The following is a 23,112-nucleotide window of genomic DNA, read 5'->3' on the forward strand; positions in this document are numbered from 1 at the left end:
ATTCTGAAAGTAAATATCAACTATAATTTTTAATGATTTTTAAAAATTTAGCATATTTAAGGCGAGAGAAATTTTTGAGATATGAATTTTTAAAAGCCCAAATGGATGAAATTTAGGCTTTTAAAGTTGCATTAAAATGGCCAGATAGCTTCCATAAGCCTTGTGCCCCAAGGTTTTTTGGTAGATTTGTCTAGCTCGCCCTCTGTTTTATATAAAATTTTGGCATCAGCTATGTATTTTGAGTCGATTTCGTTGTTTTGTGAGATGTCGTAAGGTCTGATGACACCGCTTACTTGCATGATCTGCTTTTCGCCGTTTATAAGTAGCTCACGGCTACCCTCGATAAAGTAATTGCCATTATTTAGTATTTTTATGATCCTGGCTGAAATGGTTGCGGTAAATTTCTCGCTTCTATTGCTCGTGCCACTTCCTGTAAATTTATTGCCACCACCTGCTTTAAAGCCTATGTCGCCGTATTTGTTTAGATTATCAGCCACAGTTGAAAGCGGTGCAGCCCCAGCTGTGAAAACACCGCCACCAAGCGAAATGGTGCTATCTTTATTTGTGCTTTTGCTACCAGTTGAAGTTTGGCTTGCATTTTCTGAGATGACGATAGTCACGATATCATTTACATTCATCGCTTTTCTATCTGAAAAAAGAGGATTCTCGCCCTTTCCAAAGAGACTGCCGGCGTTACTTTGTCCGGTGCCACTATCTTTTGAAGGGAGTTGCTCGACATAAACTGGGGGTTTCATATTGATATGAGGATCAGCGCTTGGTGTGCAGCCAGTGCAAATAATGCCCGCAGATAAGACGAGCCAAATCGTTTTATGATTCATAAAAAATGCCTTAAAATAAGTATCTTTGTGCTAAAATTAAGCAATTTAAGTTCCTAAAAAGGTCGCAAATGAAAAGTTGTTACGTTTTTACAGACAAAAATTTAGCACATCTGCAAGAAATTATAGCTACAAAATTCAAAAAAGTTGAGATTTTTAAGATAATCCCAGATGAAAACGATAAAAATAACTTAATAAATTCAAATGAAAAAGAATTTTTTCTTAAATTTATAGATAAATTTGAAGAGCTAAAAGCCAAAAGCGACTTTGTCATAGTCCTTGGCTGTGAGAGCTTTAGTGTCTTTGGCAAAAGCGAGCTAAATTTAAAGCTAGCTAGAAATTTAAACGCACCAGTTTTTGATGAAAACGCAAGCGAGCTAAAAGCGCTAAATCCAAACTCAAAGCTTCTAATAACCGATGATTTTGATGAAATTTTGAGCTACAAGGCTGACATAATCACACCATTTAAATTTCAAAGCTTGCTTCTAAAAAGGGCCAAAGTAGCAAACAAGACCGTTGTTTTACCAGAGAGCGACGATGAGAGAATTTTAAAAGCAGCTCACATCGTGCTAGAAAAAGGTGCGGCAAATATCATCTTGCTAGGACTTGAAGATGAAATTTCAAAAAAAGCGGCCGCTTTGGGACTAAATTTAAGCAAAGCCAAAGTGATCAATCCAGAACAAAATGAGCTAACAAAAGAATTTGCAAAGAAAATTTATGAGCTTAGAAAGCATAAAGGCGTGGACGAAGTCAAGGCAAACGCACTTGCTAAAGATAAAATTTACTTTGCTACGATGCTAATTCATGAAGGCATAGCTGATGCCTTGGTAAGTGGTGCTACAATGAGCACGGCTGATACAATCCGCCCAGCCTTGCAGATAATAAAAACAAAGCCAAATGTAAGTGTGGTAAGTGGGGCATTTTTTATGGCGCTTGAAGAAGAAATTTTGCTCTTTGCTGACTGCGCCGTCACGCCAAATCCAAGCGCAGATGAGCTAGCTAGTATCACGCTAAGTAGTGCTCAAACGGCAAGTGCCTTTGGTATTAGTCCAAAGATCGCTATGCTAAGCTACTCTACGGCTGATAGTGGAAGTGGGCCTGATGTAGAATTTATAAAAGAAGCTGCTAAAAAAGCTAGCGAGCTTGATGTAAATTTAAAAATTGCAGCACCTATTCAGTTTGATGCAGCAGTTGATCTAAGCGTGGCTAGTAAAAAGATGCCAAACTCAGAGGTAGCTGGGCATGCAAATGTCTTTATCTTTCCAAATTTAAACTGCGGAAACATCTGCTATAAAGCGGTTCGGCGAAGTGCAAACGCCCTAGCTGTGGGTCCGATACTTCAAGGAATAAAAAAGCCAGTTAATGACCTAAGCCGCGGTTGCCTCGTTGAAGACGTGGTAAATACTATCTTAATCAGCGCCATACAAGCAGGAGAATAATATGAGAATTTTGGTTTTAAACTCGGGTAGTAGCTCAATAAAATTTCAACTTTTTGCAATGGATACCAAAACCAGTCTAGCAAGCGGTCTAGTCGAGCAAATCGGTAGCTCCAGCTCAAGGGCGGTACTAAAAGCAAATGGCGAAACCTACGAGATAAAACGCTTCATAAAAGACCACCATGACGGACTTGAGGCGATGAACGAGCTCTTTATCACTTCACACACCTTGCACGATCTAAGTGAACTTGATGGTATCGGACACAGGATAGTTCACGGTGGCGAGAGCTTTTTTAGCTCGATGATCGTTGATGAGAGCGTCATCAAAAAGATCGAGGAGATAAGTCCGCTTGCCCCACTTCACAATCCAGGGCATCTAGCAGGCATTAAAAACGCAATGAAAGAGAGCAAAAATGTACCTCACGTGGTCGTTTTTGACACGGTATTTCATCAAAGTATGCCAGAGTACGCCTACCGCTACGCTCTACCTTATGACGTTTGCAAAACTCATCACATCAGAAAATACGGCTTTCATGGCACATCACATAGATATGTTTGTAAGCAAGCGGCCAAAATGCTTGGCATAGAATTTGATAAATTTAACGCTATCTCGCTTCACTTAGGCAACGGCGCCTCAGCCTGTGCAGTACAAAATGGCAAAAGTATCGATACCTCGATGGGACTTAGCCCACTTGAAGGACTCATAATGGGCACAAGAAGCGGCGATATGGACCCAGCTGTGGTCATTTACTTGCTAAATATCGGCGTTTTAAAGTGGAACGAGATCGATAACTTTTTAAACAAAAAAAGCGGACTTTTTGGAATTTGTGGCTCAAGTGACATGAGAGAGGTTGTGGCTAAAATGCAAAACGATGAGCGAGCTAAGCTTGCTTTTGAGATGTTTTGCTACCGAGTAAAAAAATATATTGGCTCATATTACGCCATTTTAGGACGCGTTGATGCACTTATATTTACTGGCGGTATCGGCGAAAATGCACCAAATACAAGGCAAAAAATTTGTGATGAACTAAAGCATCTTGGCATTCACATAAATCACGATCTAAATTTCCAAGACATGCGAGGCGAGAGATGTATAGACGGGGATGACGCTAAGATAAAAACGCTCATCATCCCAACAAACGAAGAGCTAGAAATCGCAATAGAAACGGCTAGAGTAATAAAAGAGAGCAAAGCCAAATAAATAGAAATTTAAAATAAAATAGCTAATTTGTGTTTTGCTAGATTTGATACATAAATTTTAAACCTAGCTCGTTTTAAAATAGAATTAGCATTATTTTTATACTACTAGATAAAAAGCTTTTGCGATTTTAAGCCGCAAAAGCTTGCAATTAATTTTTCTTAAAAAATCTCAAAATTTTTGCTTGAAGTTTAAACTGCTCCGAAAGCTCCATTATCGGATAAGCTCCGGCGTATTTTTTACCACCTAGTAAATTTTTACTAACACCACCACGTGCTGCGATCTGTGCGAAGTCTCCGACACTCACATGTCCGGTCGAGCCACTTTGCCCGCCCATGACGACGTTTCTGCCTAGCACTGTTGAGCCAGCAAGGCCAGTTTGTGAGACGATAAGGCAGCCGTTTCCAAGCTCGCAGTTGTGGCCTATTTGAACGAGGTTGTCTATCTTTGTGTAGTTTGCGATCATTGTGCTCTCAAAGACACCACGATCTATCGTCGTGCAAGCACCGATCTCGACATAATCGCCCAAAACAACATTGCCATTGTGATAAATTTTCACATGCTCACCAGTTTTTGTGTGTGCATAGCCAAAGCCATCACTTCCGATCACGCAGTTTGCTAGTAAGTGACACTCATTGCCCACCACACAATCATTATAAATAACAACATTTGGATGGATGATACAGTTTTTGCCAATAGTCACATTATCACCCAAAAATGCTCCAGCCATTACTACCGTATTTTCGCCCACGCTCACATTTGAGCCGATATAGACATTTGGCATTATCTTTGCACTCTTGGCGATATTTGATGGCTTTAGCTCACAAAAAAGTGGCTTAGCATAATCTTTACTAAGCAAGGCAAATGCAAGGTGCGGGTTATCACACACAAGTGCGACCATACCAGCTGGCACCAAGTCTAAAAGCGATTTTGTCACCAATATGGCTCCAGCGTTTGATGTGCTTATAAATTTTGCATTCTTCTCGCCGTCGCAATATGTTAGCTCAGCTTTATTTGCATTTTTTAAAGAATTTAAGGCAAAAATTTCTATATCTTCTCCGCTAAAAGTAGCATTTACTTTTGAGGCTATTTCACTTAGTTTCATCATATATCCATTATCACAGATCCGCCGCGTACGACGTCAACTGGGTTAAATTTCTTTATTGATTTTAAAAAGCTCTCGATCCTACTCGCATCGTCAGCCACCATGACAACGATGTAGTTTTCATTTGTATTTGTAACGATACCATTGTACGACTTTAGTATCGCCTCAAGACCGGCAAAATTTTCACCAAGTGGAATTTTTACGAGTGCCATCTCTTTTTCGACAAATTCGCCACTTTCTATGACTTTATACGTTGGTATGAGCTTGTGAAGCTGTTTTACGATCTGCTCTAAAACTCTCTCGTCACCACTAGTTACGATGCTCAGTCTTGAGAAGTTGCTCTCAGGTATTGGAGCAACTGTAAGCGTGTCAATATTGTAGCCCCTGCCCGCAAAAAGCCCAGAAATTCTAGCTAAAACGCCGTGTTCATTTAAAACTATAACCGAAATCGTTCTTCTGATACTCATTTTTCTTCCTTGCTCTTTAATATCATATTATAAATCGCAGCTCCAGCTGGAACCATAGGAAGTACGTCCTCAAAGCGGTCGATCCTAACGTCGATCATCGCTGATTTTTTACTATCGATCGCTTCTTTTAGAGCCTTTCTAAACTCATCTTTGCTCTTGCAAACAAAGCCAACACCACCAAATCCCTCAGCGATCTTTACAAAATCAGGCTGCAAGCTAAGATCAGTCGATGAGTAGCGTTTTTCATAGAAAAATGTCTGCCACTGACGAACCATGCCTAAGAAGTTGTTGTTTAAAATGATGTTTATAACAGGCATATTTATCTCATGAGCAGTCATTAACTCTTGGATATTCATAAGTATTGAGCCATCACCTGTAAAATTTATAACAAGATTGTCTGGTTTTGCACATTTTGCGCCGATCGCTGCAGGGAGGCCGTATCCCATTGTACCAAGTCCGCCACTTGTGACAAGCTGTCTTGCTCGGTTAAACGGATAAAACTGCGCCACCCACATTTGGTGCTGTCCGACGTCTGTTGAGATTATCGCATCAGCTCCTGCTATCTTTGCGGTCTCTTCGATGACCCATTGCGGTTTTAAAACTGTGTCACTATCTGTATAGCTTAGAGGATTTAGCTTTGAGTATCTACCTAAAATTTCTCTCCAAGGTGCGTAGTTTTCAGGCTTTGCATTGACTTCTTCATAAAGCTCAGTTAGCACGTTTGTAAGATCGCCAACGATTGGATAGTGAGCATTTATGATCTTTGAGATAGAGCTTGGATCGATATCTATGTGAATTATCTTTGCATGTTTGGCAAACTCGTCCGTCCTGCCAGTGATCCTGTCACAAAACCTAGCTCCAAGCGAGATGAGAAGGTCGCACTCGCTAAGTGCCATATTTGAAGCGTAGCTACCATGCATGCCCGCCATGCCTAAATTTAGCTCATCTTTTGCATCAAGCACACCAAGAGCCATCAGTGTCTCAACCGCTGGAATACCAGTTTTTTTCATAAATTTACGTATGATCTCGCTTGCATTTGATGCGATCGCACCGCCACCGATGTATAAAAGCGGCCTTTTAGCTTCGTTTATCGCAACTGCTGCTTTTTTTATCTGTTTTGAGTTGCCCTTATAGGTCGGTTTGTAACTTGGAATAGAAATTTCTTTTGGGTATACAAAATCTCCAAGTCTTGATGTGATATTTTTTGGGATATCGATATGAACTGGTCCTTGGCGGCCTGATCTTGCGATATAAAAGGCCTCTTTTATGATACGAGGTAGCTCTTCGACGCTATTAACTAAAAAGTTATGCTTAACACAGGGGCGTGAAATGCCAACCGCATCGATCTCTTGAAAAGCATCTGTACCGATCATAAATGTTGGCACCTGGCCGCTTATAAGCACGATCGGAATACTATCGCTATAAGCTGTTGCAAGGCCAGTGACTGCATTTGTAAAGCCAGGGCCACTTGTCACAAAAGCAACGCCAACTTTACCACTAACCCTAGCGTATCCATCGGCCGCGTGAACGGCTGCTTGCTCGTGGCGAACCAAAACGTGTTTGAAATAAGTCTGCTTATATGTTTCGTCGTAGATATTTAAAGCTGCACCGCCAGGATAGCCAAAAACTATCTCAACGCCCTCTTCGTGCAAGGCCTCGCTTATCATCTGTGAACCAGAAATTTGTTTTATCATCACTTTAGCCTTTTGATAAATTTATCGCAAATTATATCCCAAAGCATTTTAAATCCATTTTAACTTTCTAGCGAAATTTAGGTATTGCTTTGATTTTCTTGAAAAATTTTTAACTAGTTTAGAAAAATAATACAAAATATTTTACATAAAATTAAACATATTATTTTTAGTAAAATTGATAAATTTAAGTGAGCAAAGACTATAAAATTTTAAGAGCTAAAACTCATTTGTATAAATTTTAGGCTTAATTTTTTAATTGAAATAAGCCTAAAATTTTACTTCATTTTTTATATCATTTAGCTTTTTAACAGCCTCGTCAAAGTTATCAGAATTTATAAAAACATTAATATTTTCATTTTTCTTATAGACTTTATCGTAGTATTTTGTGAGTAAAATTTCAGCCACTTTAGCAATGTCATTTTCATTAAATTTAACCACAGCTTCATCTCTAGCTTTTTTATCGATAAATGGTGAAATTTTCTTCATGCACTCGTCAAAAAAGGCTTTATCCACACTTTTATAGTCATCTACTATACAAGAAATTCTTTTTTCTAAACTTGCGCTCACTTCGACATTTATGCCACTACGCATCGCCTCATAAAGGCTCTTTGGCAAACTTAATGAGCCTATTCTTCTACTCTCTCCCTCAATAAAGCAAATTTTATCTTCTAGCGTGATGAGCTTTTCAAACAACGCATCTTCTAAGCTTTTTTGGCTTGGCTGCGCGCCATTTATCGCCCCAAAGACAGAGCCTAAATGATTTGCCATAGCTTCAAGGTCTATTGACGGGCTTAGAGTCCTTATAAGCTTGCTTTTATAGCAGCCAGTATTTCCAAAAAGAGTGATAAATTTTGTACTCAAAGGTCGATTTAGAAATTCTAAAACGTGATTTCTATAAGCTTTATAGCCACCACTAAGTCTAAAAACTCTATATCCTATCATGCTTAGCACATAGCCAACAGAATTTGATCTAAGCCCGCCTTTAGCGCAGTAGATGCCAATAGCTGAACCAACCTTGGCTCTTTTATAAACCTCATCAATGATATTTTGTAAATTTTTGCAGATATATTTTGCACCAAGGCTCTTTGCCAGGGATCTATCGCTTTTATAGAGTGTGCCTATCTCTTTATGTTCTGCATCATTTAAAGCATATAAATTTATGGCATCTTTTATGTGAGAATATAAAAATTCATGTGGCGATCTTGCGTCTATTAAAATTTCAAAAGAGCTTCTTTTCTCTAGCCACTGCTCTACATCAAGCTCAAATAACGGCACTAAATGCCTTTTTTAGTTTCTCAAAAAGTGGATGAAATGGCGTGCCATTTACTCTCACATCAGAGATGGTGGTTATAAAATTTGTATCTCCGCTCCACCTTGGTACAAGGTGATAATGCACATGCTCAGCTATCCCGGCTCCCGCTGCCTTGCCTAAATTCATACCTATATTTACACCATTAGCATAAAGCTCTTTTTTTAAAATTTCAACTCCAAGCCTTACAAATTTACTCATCTCAAACCAAGTCTGCTCATCAAGCTCTTCGATCTTATCGGTATGCTGATTTGGTATTATCATAAAATGCCCTGGAGAATACGGATATAAATTCATAATCCCAAAACAATGTTTAGCTCGAAAAAGCACACCATTTTTATCATCATCATCTGAGTTTACAACATCACAAAAAACACAACTATCTTTTTTAGCGCTAAAGTATTCACTTCTCCAAGGGGCACAAAGGTGCTGCATTACTCACCCTCCTTTATCTTTTTGACGGCATTTTTTATATCGTCTTGCCTCATAAAATGCTCTCCTATCAAGAAAGCATCTACGCCTATTTTGCTTAGCTCTCTAAGCTGTTCATGCTCGTAAAGACCGCTTTCAGCGACTATTATCTTGCCATTTGGCAAAAGTGGTATGAGCTTCTCACAAAGGCTCATATCCATCGTAAAATCATCTAAATTTCTATGATTTATGCCTATTATATTTGCTCCTGCAAAGATAGCCTTTTTCACATCGCTTGCATCGTGAGTTTCAACCAAAACTTCAAGACCTAAATGATAAGCGTAGTCTAAAAGCTCTTTTAGCTCGCCTTGTGTTAGTGCCTTGGCTATAAGTAGGATAAAGTCTGCCCCATAAACAAGAGCTTCAAGAATTTGATACTTATCAATAATAAAGTCTTTTCTAAGGATCGGCCTTGAGGCGTAGCGCCTAACTTGAGTGATATACTCGATGCTGCCTTTAAACCAATGTGGCTCAGTCAAGATACTAAAGGCATTTGCGTATGGCTCGTATTCCTGAGCGATCTTTATAGGCTCAAAATCCTCTCTTATCACACCCTTACTTGGGCTTGCTTTTTTGATCTCAGCTATGATTTTTATCGGCTCATTTTGACTTGCTCTAAGTGCATTTAAAACATCTCTTGGCACGTATGGATTGTACGCGAGCGAGCGGCCAAGCCACTCCTCAGGGAAGTCTGCTTTTCTTTTTTCAAGATCATCTTTAGTTTTTTTTATTATCTCATCAAGTATCATTTTTTAAGCCTTTTATTTAGATTTATTATACAGCGCTCTATTAGGTGCAAATGCTCTTTTGCCTCTTTTGAAGTCCTAAAATCAACATCTTTCATCGCATGCTGCATAATGCTTTTTGCCTTTTTGCACTCACCAAGCTTAAAATATCCCCACGCTAGCGAATCCTCATAATAAGGTGACTCAGGCGAGATAGCAAGTGCCCTTTGCACAAGCTCTATACCCTTTCTAGGATCAATGTCATGGTCTATCAGCAAGTAGCCATAATAGTTAAAAAACATATCATTTTCTAGCTTTGGCACGCTAGCTTCAAATTTATCTAAAATTTCAGCCATTTTTTGTTCGTTCAAGGTATCTTTATTCATTTCGTATTCGTAAATCGCGGCTTTTGCTAAAAAATTTAAATCCCTGCTATCGTTATAAATTTTAACAGCAAGTATGTATGCATCGCCAAAATTACTAGTCGCCGCATAAAGATCCATAAGCGCCATATCGTTGTAGCTATATTTTTTTAAAATTTCAATTGCTGCTTTGTAATTTTTATCATAGATAAAAAACTGCACGATCTTATCAAGATAAGAAGTATCGTGATTTAGCTCATAAAGCTCTTCAAAGAGTTCGATCACTTTTGGGAAATTTCTTTGCTGGGAGTAAATTTCAGCCAAAAGTTCGCAAGTCTTTAGCGTACAACCTTGTTCATCTTTAAATTTTTCAAGATATTTTGTAGCGTCTTTTATCTTATCCATGCGATTTATCAAAATATCAACGATGCGGAGCAAATTTTCTTCTTCTTGCTTTAGCGAGTATGCCTCTTCAAAGTATTTTAGTGCAGTTGTTGTTTCATTTTGCATCATACAAATAGTGCCAAGCATGAGTAAATTTTGAGCATTTGGCTCTTTTGTAGCAAGCTCTTGCATTAAACTTTTAGCCTCATTTAGCTTTGAAAGATTTACTAAATTTGCCACCTTTATACGGATAAAATCGCTATCGTCTTTTAAGCTTTTTTCGCCTTCACTTATCAAAGCATCTAAATTTTCATTTTTTGTAGCAAAGGCAAGTTTGATCGCCTCTTTTAAATAAGCTTTTTGATTTGTATCTTTAAAAATGTTTGAGTAAGCTTGAATGCTAGCATTCACATCTCCGCTATCTTGAAACAATAAAGCCTGCATTAGACGTAAATTTATACTTTTATTATCGTCAGCCAAAAGTAGCTGCGAGTTAAAAAATACGCTCATAAAAAATACTAAAATTTTACGCCAATACATTCTGCTTTTAGCTCCTTTAAATTTTTTTTAAAATAATTCCAAAACGGGAAAGTCCTACATTGCTGTGGCCTTAGCTCATAAACCGAGCAGTTTTTATTTTTTTCATCAAAAAATACACAAGCAAAGCCATCTTCATAAGGCTTCTCTTTTATGCTACACCTTAGCCCAACTCTTATTAAAAACTGCTTTTCAAACTCATCTTTACTCATATGAAATGCGGTACAAAATTTTGAAATTTCTTCTTCATTTATCCAGATGTAGCCACTCTCTCCCGTGCAACACTTACCGCCACAGCTCTCGCAAAAGCTGGCATCAAACTCATAGCTAAAACCTTGCACCCTCACGCTAGCCCCTGATAATCAACGCTGTTTGTATCAGCTTTTTTAAAAATTTCAATTGCCTCTTTTGTATTCGAGCCATTTTCGCTCATTACCAAAGGTGGCAAAATTTTTAGCTTTGAGTTTGAATTATTTCTTACCTCAAACAAGGCTAAATTTGCTGGCTTATCAGCCTTTGTATGAATAAATTTTAGGCTTACTAAATTTAGTTTAAACTCTTTTAGACACATTACGATCTGGCCAAGATCATCAGGTGCATAGCAAAAAAACGCTCTTTTGTGAGGTTTTAAATTTATGCTTACACCTCTTATAAAGTCTTTTAGACCCAAAGAGCTTGTGTATCTACTAGCCTTTATATGCTCATCTTCGCTCTGCTTTGCACCCTCGTGATAAAATGGTGGATTTGATACGATGAGGTCAAATTTCTCACTATCTTTAAAATCTGCAAAATTAGCATTTATAATTTCTGCCTCCAAGCCGTTCTTACTGGTATTAAATTTAGAAATTTCACCATTTATTTGTAAGATATCAAGCAAGCTTAGGCTAGAATTTTTAAAGTCGCGTTTAAGCAAAAGCCCAAGTATTCCGCACCCTGCGCCAACGTCTAAAATCCTGCCTGAAAAATTTTTCAAACTTGAGCTTATAAAATCATAAAGTACCAGCGTATCGCTGTTGTAGCGATAGCCACTTTTTAGCTGAGCCAAGATCATCTATAAACCTTGATGATAAAGCCACGCGTGACATCTTTTACGATCACTTCGGAGCTAAAGCTGATCCTTGCAAAATCGCCAAATTCTTCTTTTATAAGCTCGGCTGCTGCCTTTGCACGCTCTTTACCAACGCCATAATTTACATAGTTATTTAGCCTGCCAAGATCGTCTTTTTTGATACTTTGAGCCACATTTGACGGGATGACAAAATTTTTCTTATCTACGATCGGAATTATCTCATAAAGGTAGTTTGAGTTAAATCTTTGCAAAAATTCGCTCACTCTATTCTTACACATCACGCTAACCTTATCTTTTACGTCCATGTCATCACACTCAAGGCTAGAGATCAAAACTAGCTTTGTTGGCGTCTCTGGCTTAGTTGTCGCCTGCAAGATATTTTTTAAATTCACATTTTCATTTTCAAGCTCATCTTGCCTATTTAAATTTTGCTCGATATCTTTTTGAAGTTCAATGATTTGAGCATTTACTGTATTGCTCTTTGCGCCGGATGAACTGAGCTCGTTTATCTTAGAATTTAACCGTTCGATAGTCTTATTGCTCTCGTTTAGCTTTTGTTTTGCGCTTTCAAGCTCATTTTGCAAGCTTAGTAAATTTTTGCCAACACTGTTGTTGCTATCTGCTAAAAGTGTCGAAGTGTCAACTATCTTTTTTTGCAAAATATTTATTTGCTGACGCAAAATTTCATAGTTTTGCATATCTATCTTTAGTGTCCTTTTTTGCACCTCAAGCTCATTTTGCTTTGAAGCTAACATTTGACTAGTTTGCGTAAGATTATTTTCCAGCTCTTTTATCTTTTCATCTTTTGAGTTTATCTTTGTATTTAAATTTTTCAGCTCACTCTCATTTGAGCTAAGTTTTTGAGACTGTAAAGAGATGGTTTGATTTTGTTCAAACAAGGTTTTTAAAAATTTATTCGTCTTTGCATCAAGCGTTCTTAACTCATCTCGCACATTTTTAAGGCTCTCTTCGCTTAAATTTAGCTTTTTATTTAGCTCATCCAAGCTTGCATTTGCATCTAAATTTTGTTTATCTAGTTTTTTGTTTAGTGTATTTGCTCGCTCAAGCTCTTTTTTAAGTAAATTTATATTTTCATTTGCAAGTTTATTATCCTGTTCGCTTTTAAGATTTTTTTGTTTTAGATCATCGAAACTTTTACGAAGTGCTGCCAATGAGGCATTTAGCTCTAAATTTTTACCATTGTAGTTTTCAACTGCTAGGTCCTTTGAGTTTAGATTTTTCTTTATCTCATCAAGCTCATAAATTCTATCTTTTAAGGCGGTTTTGTTTGACTCCAGTGCTTCTTCTAGATCAATTATTTTATTTGCTTTTTTTGAAAGCTCATCTTCCATGACACTTTTTTGTGTCTCAAAGCCATCAGTTAGTGCATTTATCTCTTTTTCATGGCTAAATTTTTGAGCATTAGCATCATTTTTGACTCGCTCGATCTCTTCTTTTAAGATCAAAATTTCCTTTTTTTCGTTTTTCTCTTTTTCTTTTTGAGCATTTTCATACTCTTTTATTATTGCTTCTCTTTGAGTCAAAGACGCGTTTAATTCGATATTTTGCTCTTTTAGTGCAGTAAAATTTGCGTCAAGATTTTCTTTAAATTTATTAAAATTTGCCTCGATCTCTTTTATCTTGTTCTCATCGCTATTCTTGGCTTCGCTTATAGCGTTTTCAAGGTCGATTATCTTTTTTTCATATGCCTTTGAGCTCTCTATCATATCGGATTGAGCCTCATTTAGACGTTTTGTTAAAGTCTGGATATTTTCGAAGTGTTGCATCTCAAGCTCGCCTAGAGTCTTTTGATTTTTCTCCACTATTTCGTTTTTTTCATTTTCAATATTTTTTTTCAACTCTGAAATCTTGCTTATAAAATCTAAATTTTTCTCACTAATATCGATATTATCAGCAGCTAAAATTTGATTTTTCTTGCTCAGCTCACGAACTTGCTCTTTGAGCTCATTTACATTATTTGATAAATTTAAGTCACTAATCTCAGTAAAATTTTGCATGTAGCTTTTTGGAGTTATATATCCGCCATATTCGTAAAGATCGTCTTTGCTGATATATTTTTGTCTCTCTTCTTCCGGTAAATTGTCAAAATTTATAGAATAAATCGTTTGATTAGTATCTTTTGGTGTCTCATCTTCTTTTGGAGATTTAAAAAACGATAGGCAAAAGCCAGCTATCAAACAAAAAATAGCTAGTAAAATTTTATTTATCAAGCTTATGCCTTGCCCTTTAAAATGTCTTTTATGACGTGATGAGCGTGATTTAGCGCAACAACTATTGAGCCGCCATTTTTTAGCACGATGTCACCGCCCACATAAAGTCCTGGCACGCTACTTTGGTAGTTGCTATCAACTATTGGAGTGCCTTTTTCATCGATTTTTATCTGACATTTTTGTAAAAAATCAACCGGACTTGAGCCACCTATTGCATAGACAACTCTGTCATAAACGCGAATTTTGCCATTTTCGTAATGCACTCTAACTTTGCCTGATTCGTTATCTATCTCTTTTATATCGTGATTTAGCCTAACTTTTATCTTACCGTGCTTTTCTAGCTCCCAAAGTGCGCTTAAATTTGTCTCATTTACACGGCTAAAATTATCTTTTCTATAAGCGATTGTGGTTTTATTGTATTGGCAAAGCTCGATCGCATACTCAACTGCTGAGTTTCCACCACCTACGACAAGCACCTTTTCGCCGTTTGTACAGCTATCAAGATTAAAATTTACAACCGCGTTTAGTGAAGGCGGGATTTTATAATCAGGCTTATTTGGTCGTCCCATTTTGCCAATTGATATCATCACATTTTTAGCTTCATAGACGGCTTTTGAGGTAGTTACTTTAAAATTTTCTCCATCTTTTTTCACGCTCTCTACTTCAGAGTTAAAAAAAGCTTCGATCTTTTCAGTATCAAGCAGCTTGTCAAAATAATCAAGCGTGCTCTCTTTCGTGCCATCCTCAAATGAAACTACACCATGTATCGTGCTATCTTGCCCTTTATACACTTTATCTACGCGTTTATTATCTTTATAAAATTTTCTTATCGTTTGGCTGTGATTATCACCTTTTTCAAGAAGCAAAATGTTGTTTAAGCCATTTCGTTTTGCCTCAACTACGCTAGCAATCCCGCAAGGTCCGCCACCAACAACGATTAAGTCATAAACATTTACCATCTTTTTCTCCAAATTTTATAAATTTTAAGCTTTTTTAACCAGATCAGCCATCAAAAAAGCAAGCTCAAGTGCCTGATCAGCATTTAGTCTTGGATCACATTGTGTTTCATATCTTTGCTCAAGCGAGCTTTCAGTGATGTTTAATGCCCCACCCGTGCACTCAGTCACGTCTTGGCCTGTCATCTCAAGATGCACGCCACCAGCTCTTGTACCCTCAGCTTTATGAATTTCAAAAAAGCTTCTAACTTCGCTTATTATCTTGTCAAATTCGCGAGTTTTGTAGTTATTTGAGGTTTTTACGGTGTTGCCATGCATCGGATCGATACTATAAACGATATTTAGCCCTTCTCGCTTTAGCTCTCTTAAAATTTTTGGTAAATTTTCGCCTATCTTGTCAGCGCCCATTCTGATTATCACATTTAGTCTGCCAGCTTCATTTTCTGGATTTAGTTTATTTGCAAGAGCGACGACATCTTCAGCCTTTGCGCTTGGCCCGATCTTTACACCGATAGGATTTTTTACGCCGCTTAAAAAATGTACGTGAGCGTCATTTATACCACGCGTTCTTTCACCTATCCAAAGCATATGAGCCGAGCAGTCATACCACTCACCGCTAAGACTATCAACCCTAGTCAATGCCTCCTCATAAGGTAGCAAAAGTGCCTCGTGAGATGTATAAACCGCGGTTTGATTTATGACTGGCGTATTTGCTGAAGTGATGCCACAAGCTGCCATAAAAGAAAGCGTCTTTGTTAGTTCATCAGCTAGTTTTGCGTATTTCTCGCCGATCTCTGGCTTTTTGACAAAGCCTAAATTCCACTTATGCACTTGATGAAGGTCGGCCAAACCACCTCTTGAAAAAGCTCTAAGTAAGTTCATCGTAGATGCACTTTGATAATACGCCTCGATCATGCGTTTTGGATCAGGTACTCTTGCCTTTTCGTCAAATTCAAAGCCATTTATGATATCGCCTCTATAGCTTGGAAGCTTAACGCCATTTATCTCTTCAAAATCGCTACTTCTAGGCTTTGCAAACTGCCCTGCCACGCGGCCCACTTTTACCACTGGATAGCCACCAGCAAAGGTTAAAACTATCGCCATTTGAAGTAAAACCTTAAACATATCTCTGATGTTGTTTGCATTAAAATTTGTAAAGCTCTCAGCGCAGTCGCCACCTTGAAGCAAAAATGCCTCGCCATTGCAAACTTTTGCAAGTTCTTCTTTTAAACTTCTAGCCTCGCCAGCAAAGACCAAAGGAGGAAGTGATTTTAATTTTTCTTCGACCTCTTTAAGCTCTTTTAAATCTGGATAATTTGGTTGTTGCAAGATATTAAATTCTCTCCAGCTATCGCGGTTCCAAGTCATTTATTTTCCTATCTTTTTTGCCTTAAATTAGACGCTGATTATATCACGGCAAACTTAAAAAATAAAAGCCATTAATGGGCTATTAAAGATATTTTGCCTACAATCGCTACTTTAAATTTACCCAAAAAGGAGCAGAATTTTTTCATGATAAAAGGCATATTTTATTCGCTTTTGGCATCTGTTTTGTTTAACTGCATCTACTACATGTCAGTGCTCATGAACCCCATCAGCACGCAAGCTCTTGTTGGATACCGCATGATCTTTGCCATGCCTTTTGTCATCGCAGCCATTTTTTTGTTAAAACAGCAGCGAAATTTCAAATTTTTACTTCTAAAAATAAAGCTAAAACCTAAAATTTTACTAGTTTTACTAGCTACCTCGCTCATTGTCTCATTTCAGATGTGGCTCTATCTCTGGGCTCCAAGCAACGGATCAGCGCTAAAAGTCTCTATCGGCTACCTCATCATGCCAATAGTCATGGTCCTTTTTGGACGGATATTTTTTAAAGAGCACCTCTCTAAAACAAAGCTAGCCTCGATATTTTTTGCAGCCCTTGGCGTCTTTAGCACAGCTATACTAAGCGGCGGCATCTCGTGGGAGAGCGCTGTAGTTTTTTGCCTTTATCCAGTCTATTTTGCCATTAGAAAGTACTACAACCTTGCAAATTTCTCAAGCTTTGTTATAGAGATAATTTTTATGTTTTTATTCTCATTTTATTTTGCGCTCACAGCCGATATGAACTACGTGATGAGCCAAAATCCAAACATCTACTATCTGCTCATCTTGCTTGGTGCTATCAGCGGCATAGCCCTCATCGCCCAGATCCTCTCAAGCACGCTCGTGCCGATAAATGTACTAGGTTTGCTTACATATTTTGAGCCTATAATGATGCTTTTTGTCTCATTTGCTATCGGCGAGAGACTGGAGAAAAGCTCATACTTTTTAATGATCTGCCTAGCCATCTCGGTCACACTTTTGATGATAGATAGTATAAATTCTATAAAAGGCGACAAAAATACCAAGACTAAATGAGAGCCAAAAAGGCGTTATTCTCGCGCTTAGCGCCTTTTTTATGTGGGGGTTTTTGGCGGTTTATTTCAACCTCTTTAGCAAAGATGTCGATGCTTATGAAATTTTAGCCCACAGGATCATCTGGTCATTTTTCTTGATGGCGGCAGTGCTTTGCATTAATGGCAAAATGGGCGAAATTTTTGCGCTTCTTAAAGATATCCGCTCGCTAAAGGCTCTATTTTTAAGTGGTATTTTTATCACCATAAACTGGGGCGTTTATGTCTATGCGGTTGGTAATGGCAAAATTCTTGATACCAGCCTTGGCTACTTTGTCAACCCTCTAATAAACATGCTACTTGGCGTTATCATCTTTAAAGAGAAGCTTGGCAAAAGTGGTATCATAGCTGTTTGCATTGTGCTGATAGCTGTCTGCATACAAATTTACTCTCAAGGTGGCTTACCGATAGTTTCTATTATCTTGCCACTATCCTTCGGACTTTACGGCGTTGTTAGAAAAAAGGCAAAGATTAGTGCATTTAACGGACTTTTCATCGAAACACTCTTTATATTTCCATTTGCGTTTGGCTACGTTTTATGGCTGGTTTTTAACTCACAAAGTCACTTTGGTTTTAACAACGACTCGCTTTTAATGATTGCTTCAAGTATCGTTACAATTGTGCCACTAGTCGCTTTTAACGCAGCCGCTACAAGGATAAATTTAACTACCATCGGATACTTGCAATACATCTCACCGACCATAGCAATCCTTTGTGCAGTATTTATTTTTGGCGAAACATTAGACGGCTACAAGATTGTCTCGTTTTGCCTTATTTGGCTTGCACTTGCGATAATCAGTATAAATAAATTTACAAAAAGGAATAAAAATGAATAACATAACCATCTACTTGCTTTTGGCATTTTTTGCAGCACTCATCTTATATTTTCAGATACAAAAACTCACTAAAAAGCTAGATGAAGAAGGGGCGGTACCGGCCTACCAAAAAGTAGCACAAGAGGCTATAGAAAGCTTAAACAACAATGAAAAATATCCTAAATTTTGCAGCATTATCCTAAAAAAGATAAACAGCTTAAGACAAGATATTTTATTTGAAGATGTGCTAAATGAGGCTGGCGACAAGGATAAGTTACTTGATATGCTTGAGCAAATAAGAGAAAAGATAGAGACTTTGACAAAACAAGAAAATGCAAACTGGGAGAGCGAGCTCTTTGCGATCTTGGACGAGCTTGATGACTTTGTAAGGGCAAATTTCAAAGACGGCGAAAACAAAGCCGAGAGCTTAAGAGACGAACTAAAGAAAGAATTTGATGGGTTGTGATATCAACTCAAATAAATTTTAGATTTAAAGGAATAAGTATGTTTGAAGATATAGATTATGACAGTTTTAAAGATTATTGTAAAAAAACTTTGAGTAAAAATACGGTTCAACAATATCAAACCTATTTAAGAAATTTTATTAGTTTTTTAGAAAACAATAAAATTTACTCAATTTTTGACTATTATGATGCAAAGAGCAAAAATCCAAAATATCTAGAAGAAGAGTTTATAAAATCAGGAAGATCTAAAAAACGTTTTACTGATTATAACTCTGCAGTAAACAAATACATAGAATTTAAAAATGGCAAAGGATATACAATGCCAATAGAAAACAATGGACAACAAAAAGCTAAGGTAAATTTTCCACTAAATCAAATTTTATATGGCCCTCCAGGAACTGGAAAGACATACAGTACAGTGACAAAAGCTATCGAGATAATAGAAGAAAGAAAAGTTGATATAAGCGAAAACAGAAATGATCTAAAAAATAAATTTGATGAATATATACGAAGTAGACAAATAAAATTTATAACATTTCACCAAAGCTATGGATATGAGGAATTTGTTGAGGGCATAAAGCCTGTATTTGATAGCGAAAACGAAGATGGTGATATAACTTATGAGATATCAAAAGGAATTTTTTATCAGTGTTGCGAAAATGCTTTGCTTCTTAGTGGATACAAAGGTAAACTTAGGGATTTTTGCGATCTACCAAAAGATGAACGGCAAAAGTTTTTTAATGACGATACACCAAAATATGCCATCTTTATCGACGAGATCAACCGCGGAAATATATCTAAAATTTTTGGTGAGCTCATAACTCTTATAGAGCCATCAAAAAGACTCGGAGCAGATGACGAAATAATGGTGAAGCTGCCATATTCAAAAGAGAAATTTGGAGTGCCGTCAAATTTATACATAATAGGCACGATGAATACGTCAGATCGCAGCATAGCCCTTATGGATACGGCACTTAGAAGAAGGTTTGAGTTTGTGGAGATGATGCCAGAATATGACAACCTAAACAAAATAAATATCGAAAGCATAAATATAGGCGAAATGCTAAAAACAATAAACGATCGTATAGAGTATCTTTACGACAGAGATCATACGATAGGGCATGCTTATTTCATAAATATATCAGACTTAAAAACGCTTGCAAATGTCTTTAAAAATAAAATTTTACCGCTACTACAAGAGTATTTTTACGACGACTGGGAGAAAATAAGGCTAGTTTTAGGTGATAGTCAATTTATCAAAGAGAAGAAGCCAGCAAATGTTTTATTTAAAAGCGGCACTGACTATATAAACGACAAAATTTTATACGAAATAGATAAAGAAGCTTTTTACGACGAGCAAAACTATCTAAAAATTTACAATTTAACAAGCAGCCAAGCAGATGAAGCAAAGTCAGCTAACGATTACTGAATTTGAGCGTATATATGAGCACAATGTAGGTAAAAAAGACTTTGGCGATATAGAAAATTTTATCCTTAAAAATAGCGATGAAAATGCGCCGTTTTTAAGGATAGCAAGTGGGGTTGGCGGGAAATTTATACAAGCCAGAAACTATGTCGGCGTCTTGCAGACAAAAGGTGGCTTAACGATAGAAATTTTGCCAAAAATAGCAGACAAAACCGACATTGATAAGTCAAAAGCAGTTTTTATAAAAATGCTAAGGACGCTAAAAAATTTCCCATTTAAAAGCTCAAATTTAGCTAATCTAAAAACCCAAAATTTACCGCTTTTGGAAATTTTCATCTCTATGTTTTTATGTGAGCTTGAAGCTCTTGTAAAAAAGGGCATAAAAAGCGACTATGTAACGCTAGAAGAGAACCTAAATTTTCTAAAAGGGAAGCTAAATATAAACGAGCAGATAAAAAGAAATAGCATCCACAAAGAGCGGTTTTACGTAGGATACAGTGAATTTTTAAGCGACATAAAGATAAATCAAATCATAAAAACAACGCTTAAATTTCTATATAAAAAGTCAAATTCTAGTAAAAATCAGCAAAAAATACGCGAGCTTTTATTTATATTTGATGAGATTTCGGAGTGTGAGGATTATAAAAATTTCTTTGCAAAGCTCGTCATAAACCGCCAAGTAAAACATTACGAGCAAACACTTTTATGGTGCAAGATCTTTCTACTAAGCAACTCTTTTACACCGCACAAGGGTGATGATCTGGCCTTTGCCTTATTGTTTGATATGAATGCGCTTTTTGAAAGCTATGTTGGAAATTTTATAAAGAAAAAGCTACCAGGCACTGCATTACAGCACTCAGAAAAATACCTCGTAGAAGATCCAAAGAGCTTTAGACTAAGGCCTGATATATTTTTAGAAAGCGAATTTATAGCCGACACAAAATGGAAGATCATAAAGTCAAAAGACGATATTTCACAAGCCGACCTATACCAGCTATATGCTTATGGTAAAAAATATAATTGTGGCAAGCTCTATCTAATATATCCAAAGATAGACGACGTAAAACAAGAGTTTATGAAATTTGAATATGAAAAAGATATGCAACTTGAAATTTTATATTTTAATCTTGAAAAAGACGAGATTCTTAGAAATTAACTAGTCTAAAATACTTTTTAAAGCCTATTGAAATTCCACTCTAAATTTCTATTTCTTGATTAGTAAATTTTCTAACTCACAAGAGCAACTCTTAAAGCTTCACTTTTAGAGCCATTATCCTCTTGTATGAAGCGTCGATTCGCTCTTTGCTGATCTTTTTCTCGTTTACTGCATCGACTATGATCTGAGTGACTAGATCGGCCGTTCTTTGGTTATTTATCTTAAACTCACTAAAGAGCAAGATGTCACCGCCAGCATTTATAAATTTAACCACCTTTTGCGCCAAAATTTCGTCTGCAACGCCTTTCATCAGCATATCATCGCTGATGACTACGCCATTAAATTTAAGCTCATTTCGCAAAAGATCGGTTATTATTTTTTTAGAAAGCGTGGCTGGATTGTCCTCGTCGATGCCTTTTACAAAAAGGTGTCCGATCATGATGATCTGCGCTCTACCTGTGCTTATGGCGTCTTTATATGGCAGCAGCGCATCTTTGCTTAGCGTGATCTCGCTCTTATTTTTATGTGAGTCCTCTTTTGAGCTGCCATGCCCAGGAAAGTGCTTGATCGTAGTTATCACGCCCTGCTCTTTAAATGCGTCCATAAAGGCATCAGCATAGATCACCACCTTGCTTGCATACTCACTAAACGCTCTTTGCTTAGCAGCAATGATCGGCGAGTTTTCATCGTGTAGATCAACTACTGGGGCAAAATTTATATTTATGCCGCACTCTTTTAAATTTATAGCCATTTTTGAGTAGAGATCATAAGCACTTTTGATATCAAGCGTACTTGCGATCTCGTATGCGCTAGGATATGGACCGTCAAAGCTCTTATCCTTCATGCGGCTTACATTGCCGCCCTCTTCGTCTATAGCGATGAAAATTTTAGGACTTTTCTCTTTGATAGCTTTTATGCTTGCTTTTAGCTGGACTTTGCTAGTCACGTTTCTGCCAAGTAGCATTACACCGCCAAATCTCTCGTATCCAGCGTCGCTTAGCATCGCACGAAATGCAGCATCCTTTGTGCTAGCTCCGTTAAAGCCAACCATTATCATCTGCGAGACCTTAGCTCTTAGGCTCACTTCTGCGCCATTAAGCCCCAAAGCAAAAATGGCCACAAAAATTATAAATTTAAAAGCTCTCATCTTCTTCCCAAAAGCGATTTAACGCTCTCAAAAACGTCTTTGCCATTTAGCATATTTTCAACCTCGCTAGCGATCGGCACATATATACCCTTTTCTTTGGCGATCTTGCTAATAGCCCTTGCCGTATCCACACCCTCGGCCACTTCGCCAAGCTCATTTAAAATTTTCTCTAATCTCTCGTGCCTTGCGATGCCAAGACCTACGCGGTAGTTGCGTGAAAGTATCGATGAGGCAGTCAAAAAAAGATCTCCTGCACCGCTTAGCCCCATAAATGTTTCATCCTTTGCGCCAAAAAATTTGCCAAATCTAGCCATCTCAACAAGCCCACGTGAAATGAGACTTGCTCTTGCATTGTTACCAAGACCAAGGCCGTCACAGATGCCGCCAGCTATGGCGACCACGTTTTTATACGCCCCACACACTTCAGCGCCGATCACATCATCTGAGGTGTAGGCTTTCATATAGCTTGGGAAAAATGAAGCAAATTTTAAAGCTAAATTTTCATTTTTAGAATTTACCACCAAGGCGCAAGGAAGCTTCTGCATGATCTCTTTTGCAAAGGTTGGTCCTGAAAGAAAGGCCAAATTTTCTCTATCAACAAAATCCTCGTAAATTTCATTTAAAAATTTAAGATTTGCCGTGTCTATGCCCTTGCTAGCGACTAAGATCTTTTGGCCTTTTTTTTTGTAGTTTTGCTTTAGCCATAAATTTGTAGCTTGTGTTGGGATCGTGCAGACTAGGTATTCGCACTCCAAAGCTTCATCCAAGCTTACAAAATTTGGCATCTCTCTTGGCGTTCTTGAGCTGATGACGCACTCGTTATTTTCACTAAATGCGTGAAATAGCGCACTTCCCCACTTGCCAGCTCCGATGACTGCTATGCTCATTT

The 23,112-nt window shown here is 37.5% G+C and carries 22 protein-coding genes; 7 read left to right on the forward strand and 15 right to left on the reverse strand.

All coding sequences use genetic code 11. The features are described from left to right. Window positions 1–131: 131 nt before the first annotated feature. Window positions 132–839: a flagellar basal body L-ring protein FlgH gene (gene flgH / locus CYP64_RS05000; protein WP_021091364.1), complete on the reverse strand. Its 708-nt coding sequence runs from the start codon at window positions 837–839 to the stop codon at window positions 132–134. A gap of 68 nt (window positions 840–907) precedes the next feature. On the opposite strand from flgH, the gene pta reads away from it, so the two are divergent. Both pta and CYP64_RS05010 read left to right on the forward strand, forming a co-directional pair. Further along, the gene (pta, locus tag CYP64_RS05005; RefSeq protein WP_103648906.1) at window positions 908–2,275 is read left to right on the forward strand and encodes a phosphate acetyltransferase; all 1,368 of its coding nucleotides are present in this window, start codon (window positions 908–910) and stop codon (window positions 2,273–2,275) included. 1 nt (window position 2,276) lies between these two features. Continuing rightward, on the forward strand, window positions 2,277–3,473 hold the full coding sequence (locus CYP64_RS05010) for an acetate kinase (RefSeq protein ID WP_103648907.1): 1,197 nt from the start codon (window positions 2,277–2,279) through the stop codon (window positions 3,471–3,473). A gap of 148 nt (window positions 3,474–3,621) precedes the next feature. Here the strand turns inward: CYP64_RS05010 and lpxD are convergent, their stop codons facing one another. The 12 genes from lpxD to CYP64_RS05070 form a co-directional block, all read right to left on the reverse strand. Then, entirely contained in the window at window positions 3,622–4,575 is a 954-nt protein-coding gene (lpxD, locus tag CYP64_RS05015; protein WP_103648908.1) for a UDP-3-O-(3-hydroxymyristoyl)glucosamine N-acyltransferase, read from the reverse strand. Beyond that, the gene (ilvN, locus tag CYP64_RS05020) at window positions 4,575–5,036 is read right to left on the reverse strand and encodes an acetolactate synthase small subunit (protein ID WP_223154204.1); all 462 of its coding nucleotides are present in this window, start codon (window positions 5,034–5,036) and stop codon (window positions 4,575–4,577) included. The genes lpxD and ilvN overlap by 1 nt, the downstream gene beginning before the upstream one ends. A gap of 2 nt (window positions 5,037–5,038) precedes the next feature. Next, the gene (locus CYP64_RS05025; RefSeq protein WP_258032960.1) at window positions 5,039–6,733 is read right to left on the reverse strand and encodes an acetolactate synthase large subunit; all 1,695 of its coding nucleotides are present in this window, start codon (window positions 6,731–6,733) and stop codon (window positions 5,039–5,041) included. Between the two features lie 270 nt (window positions 6,734–7,003). Continuing rightward, window positions 7,004–8,011, reverse strand: coding sequence for a tRNA 2-selenouridine(34) synthase MnmH (gene mnmH, locus CYP64_RS05030; RefSeq protein WP_103648910.1), 1,008 nt, complete (start codon window positions 8,009–8,011; stop codon window positions 7,004–7,006). Further along, entirely contained in the window at window positions 7,998–8,480 is a 483-nt protein-coding gene (locus CYP64_RS05035; RefSeq protein WP_072594287.1) for an HIT family protein, read from the reverse strand. The genes mnmH and CYP64_RS05035 overlap by 14 nt, the downstream gene beginning before the upstream one ends. After that, complete coding sequence (gene trpC, locus CYP64_RS05040; protein ID WP_103648911.1) at window positions 8,480–9,265, reverse strand: indole-3-glycerol phosphate synthase TrpC; 786 nt, start codon at window positions 9,263–9,265, stop codon at window positions 8,480–8,482. Before trpC ends, CYP64_RS05035 begins: the two co-directional genes overlap by 1 nt. After that, a complete protein-coding gene (locus tag CYP64_RS05045; RefSeq protein ID WP_103648912.1) occupies window positions 9,262–10,527 on the reverse strand; it encodes a tetratricopeptide repeat protein in 1,266 nt (421 codons plus the stop codon). The genes trpC and CYP64_RS05045 overlap by 4 nt, the downstream gene beginning before the upstream one ends. Beyond that, window positions 10,506–10,871, reverse strand: coding sequence for a YkgJ family cysteine cluster protein (locus tag CYP64_RS05050; protein WP_021091298.1), 366 nt, complete (start codon window positions 10,869–10,871; stop codon window positions 10,506–10,508). Before CYP64_RS05050 ends, CYP64_RS05045 begins: the two co-directional genes overlap by 22 nt. Then, a complete protein-coding gene (locus tag CYP64_RS05055) occupies window positions 10,868–11,575 on the reverse strand; it encodes a tRNA1(Val) (adenine(37)-N6)-methyltransferase (RefSeq protein WP_103648913.1) in 708 nt (235 codons plus the stop codon). Before CYP64_RS05055 ends, CYP64_RS05050 begins: the two co-directional genes overlap by 4 nt. Next, window positions 11,572–13,824 (reverse strand): vesicular transport factor Uso1p, encoded by a 2,253-nt coding sequence (locus CYP64_RS05060; RefSeq protein WP_103648914.1) that lies wholly within the window; start codon window positions 13,822–13,824, stop codon window positions 11,572–11,574. The genes CYP64_RS05055 and CYP64_RS05060 overlap by 4 nt, the downstream gene beginning before the upstream one ends. Before the next feature lie 2 nt (window positions 13,825–13,826). After that, on the reverse strand, window positions 13,827–14,783 hold the full coding sequence (locus tag CYP64_RS05065) for an NAD(P)/FAD-dependent oxidoreductase (protein ID WP_103648915.1): 957 nt from the start codon (window positions 14,781–14,783) through the stop codon (window positions 13,827–13,829). 24 nt (window positions 14,784–14,807) lie between these two features. Further along, the gene (locus CYP64_RS05070) at window positions 14,808–16,148 is read right to left on the reverse strand and encodes a class II 3-deoxy-7-phosphoheptulonate synthase (RefSeq protein WP_103648916.1); all 1,341 of its coding nucleotides are present in this window, start codon (window positions 16,146–16,148) and stop codon (window positions 14,808–14,810) included. A gap of 144 nt (window positions 16,149–16,292) precedes the next feature. Between CYP64_RS05070 and rarD (CYP64_RS05075) the strand changes: the two genes are divergently transcribed. The 5 genes from rarD (CYP64_RS05075) to CYP64_RS05095 are packed head-to-tail and all read left to right on the forward strand — an operon-like array spanning window position 16,293 to window position 21,076. Then, window positions 16,293–17,180, forward strand: a complete 888-nt coding sequence (gene rarD / locus CYP64_RS05075) for an EamA family transporter RarD (protein ID WP_021091407.1) — start codon at window positions 16,293–16,295, stop codon at window positions 17,178–17,180. Window positions 17,181–17,196: 16 nt separating this feature from the next. Further along, window positions 17,197–18,051, forward strand: a complete 855-nt coding sequence (rarD, locus tag CYP64_RS05080) for an EamA family transporter RarD (RefSeq protein WP_258032961.1) — start codon at window positions 17,197–17,199, stop codon at window positions 18,049–18,051. Continuing rightward, complete coding sequence (locus CYP64_RS05085) at window positions 18,044–18,496, forward strand: aryl-sulfate sulfotransferase (RefSeq protein WP_103648918.1); 453 nt, start codon at window positions 18,044–18,046, stop codon at window positions 18,494–18,496. The genes rarD (CYP64_RS05080) and CYP64_RS05085 overlap by 8 nt, the downstream gene beginning before the upstream one ends. A 38-nt stretch (window positions 18,497–18,534) precedes the next feature. Beyond that, on the forward strand, window positions 18,535–19,923 hold the full coding sequence (locus CYP64_RS05090; protein WP_103648919.1) for an McrB family protein: 1,389 nt from the start codon (window positions 18,535–18,537) through the stop codon (window positions 19,921–19,923). Beyond that, window positions 19,895–21,076: an McrC family protein gene (locus tag CYP64_RS05095; protein WP_103648920.1), complete on the forward strand. Its 1,182-nt coding sequence runs from the start codon at window positions 19,895–19,897 to the stop codon at window positions 21,074–21,076. Before CYP64_RS05090 ends, CYP64_RS05095 begins: the two co-directional genes overlap by 29 nt. A 91-nt stretch (window positions 21,077–21,167) precedes the next feature. Here CYP64_RS05095 and CYP64_RS05100 read toward each other — a convergent pair whose 3' ends face one another. Further along, the gene (locus CYP64_RS05100) at window positions 21,168–22,223 is read right to left on the reverse strand and encodes a glycoside hydrolase family 3 N-terminal domain-containing protein (protein WP_103648921.1); all 1,056 of its coding nucleotides are present in this window, start codon (window positions 22,221–22,223) and stop codon (window positions 21,168–21,170) included. Further along, window positions 22,220–23,110: an NAD(P)H-dependent glycerol-3-phosphate dehydrogenase gene (locus CYP64_RS05105; protein WP_103648922.1), complete on the reverse strand. Its 891-nt coding sequence runs from the start codon at window positions 23,108–23,110 to the stop codon at window positions 22,220–22,222. The genes CYP64_RS05100 and CYP64_RS05105 overlap by 4 nt, the downstream gene beginning before the upstream one ends. Between the last annotated feature and the right edge of the window lie 2 nt (window positions 23,111–23,112).

Source organism: Campylobacter concisus, assembly GCF_002913945.1.
Taxonomy (GTDB): Bacteria; Campylobacterota; Campylobacteria; order Campylobacterales; family Campylobacteraceae; genus Campylobacter_A; species Campylobacter_A concisus_P.

Excerpts from the sequence above, each read along its gene's own strand:
- CYP64_RS05045 (WP_103648912.1), bottom strand. The coding sequence starts at position 10,527 with ATGTATTGGCGTAAAATTTTAGTATTTTTTATGAGCGTATTTTTTAAC.
- CYP64_RS05090 (WP_103648919.1), top strand. The coding sequence starts at position 18,535 with ATGTTTGAAGATATAGATTATGACAGTTTTAAAGATTATTGTAAAAAA.
- pta (WP_103648906.1), top strand. The coding sequence starts at position 908 with ATGAAAAGTTGTTACGTTTTTACAGACAAAAATTTAGCACATCTGCAA.
- CYP64_RS05010 (WP_103648907.1), top strand. The coding sequence starts at position 2,277 with ATGAGAATTTTGGTTTTAAACTCGGGTAGTAGCTCAATAAAATTTCAA.
- CYP64_RS05070 (WP_103648916.1), bottom strand. The coding sequence starts at position 16,148 with ATGACTTGGAACCGCGATAGCTGGAGAGAATTTAATATCTTGCAACAA.
- CYP64_RS05035 (WP_072594287.1), bottom strand. The coding sequence starts at position 8,480 with ATGCAGCACCTTTGTGCCCCTTGGAGAAGTGAATACTTTAGCGCTAAA.
- CYP64_RS05055 (WP_103648913.1), bottom strand. The coding sequence starts at position 11,575 with ATGATCTTGGCTCAGCTAAAAAGTGGCTATCGCTACAACAGCGATACG.
- CYP64_RS05095 (WP_103648920.1), top strand. The coding sequence starts at position 19,895 with ATGAAGCAAAGTCAGCTAACGATTACTGAATTTGAGCGTATATATGAG.
- CYP64_RS05100 (WP_103648921.1), bottom strand. The coding sequence starts at position 22,223 with ATGAGAGCTTTTAAATTTATAATTTTTGTGGCCATTTTTGCTTTGGGG.
- CYP64_RS05085 (WP_103648918.1), top strand. The coding sequence starts at position 18,044 with ATGAATAACATAACCATCTACTTGCTTTTGGCATTTTTTGCAGCACTC.
- CYP64_RS05065 (WP_103648915.1), bottom strand. The coding sequence starts at position 14,783 with ATGGTAAATGTTTATGACTTAATCGTTGTTGGTGGCGGACCTTGCGGG.
- flgH (WP_021091364.1), bottom strand. The coding sequence starts at position 839 with ATGAATCATAAAACGATTTGGCTCGTCTTATCTGCGGGCATTATTTGC.
- rarD (WP_021091407.1), top strand. The coding sequence starts at position 16,293 with ATGATAAAAGGCATATTTTATTCGCTTTTGGCATCTGTTTTGTTTAAC.
- CYP64_RS05105 (WP_103648922.1), bottom strand. The coding sequence starts at position 23,110 with ATGAGCATAGCAGTCATCGGAGCTGGCAAGTGGGGAAGTGCGCTATTT.
- lpxD (WP_103648908.1), bottom strand. The coding sequence starts at position 4,575 with ATGAAACTAAGTGAAATAGCCTCAAAAGTAAATGCTACTTTTAGCGGA.
- trpC (WP_103648911.1), bottom strand. The coding sequence starts at position 9,265 with ATGATACTTGATGAGATAATAAAAAAAACTAAAGATGATCTTGAAAAA.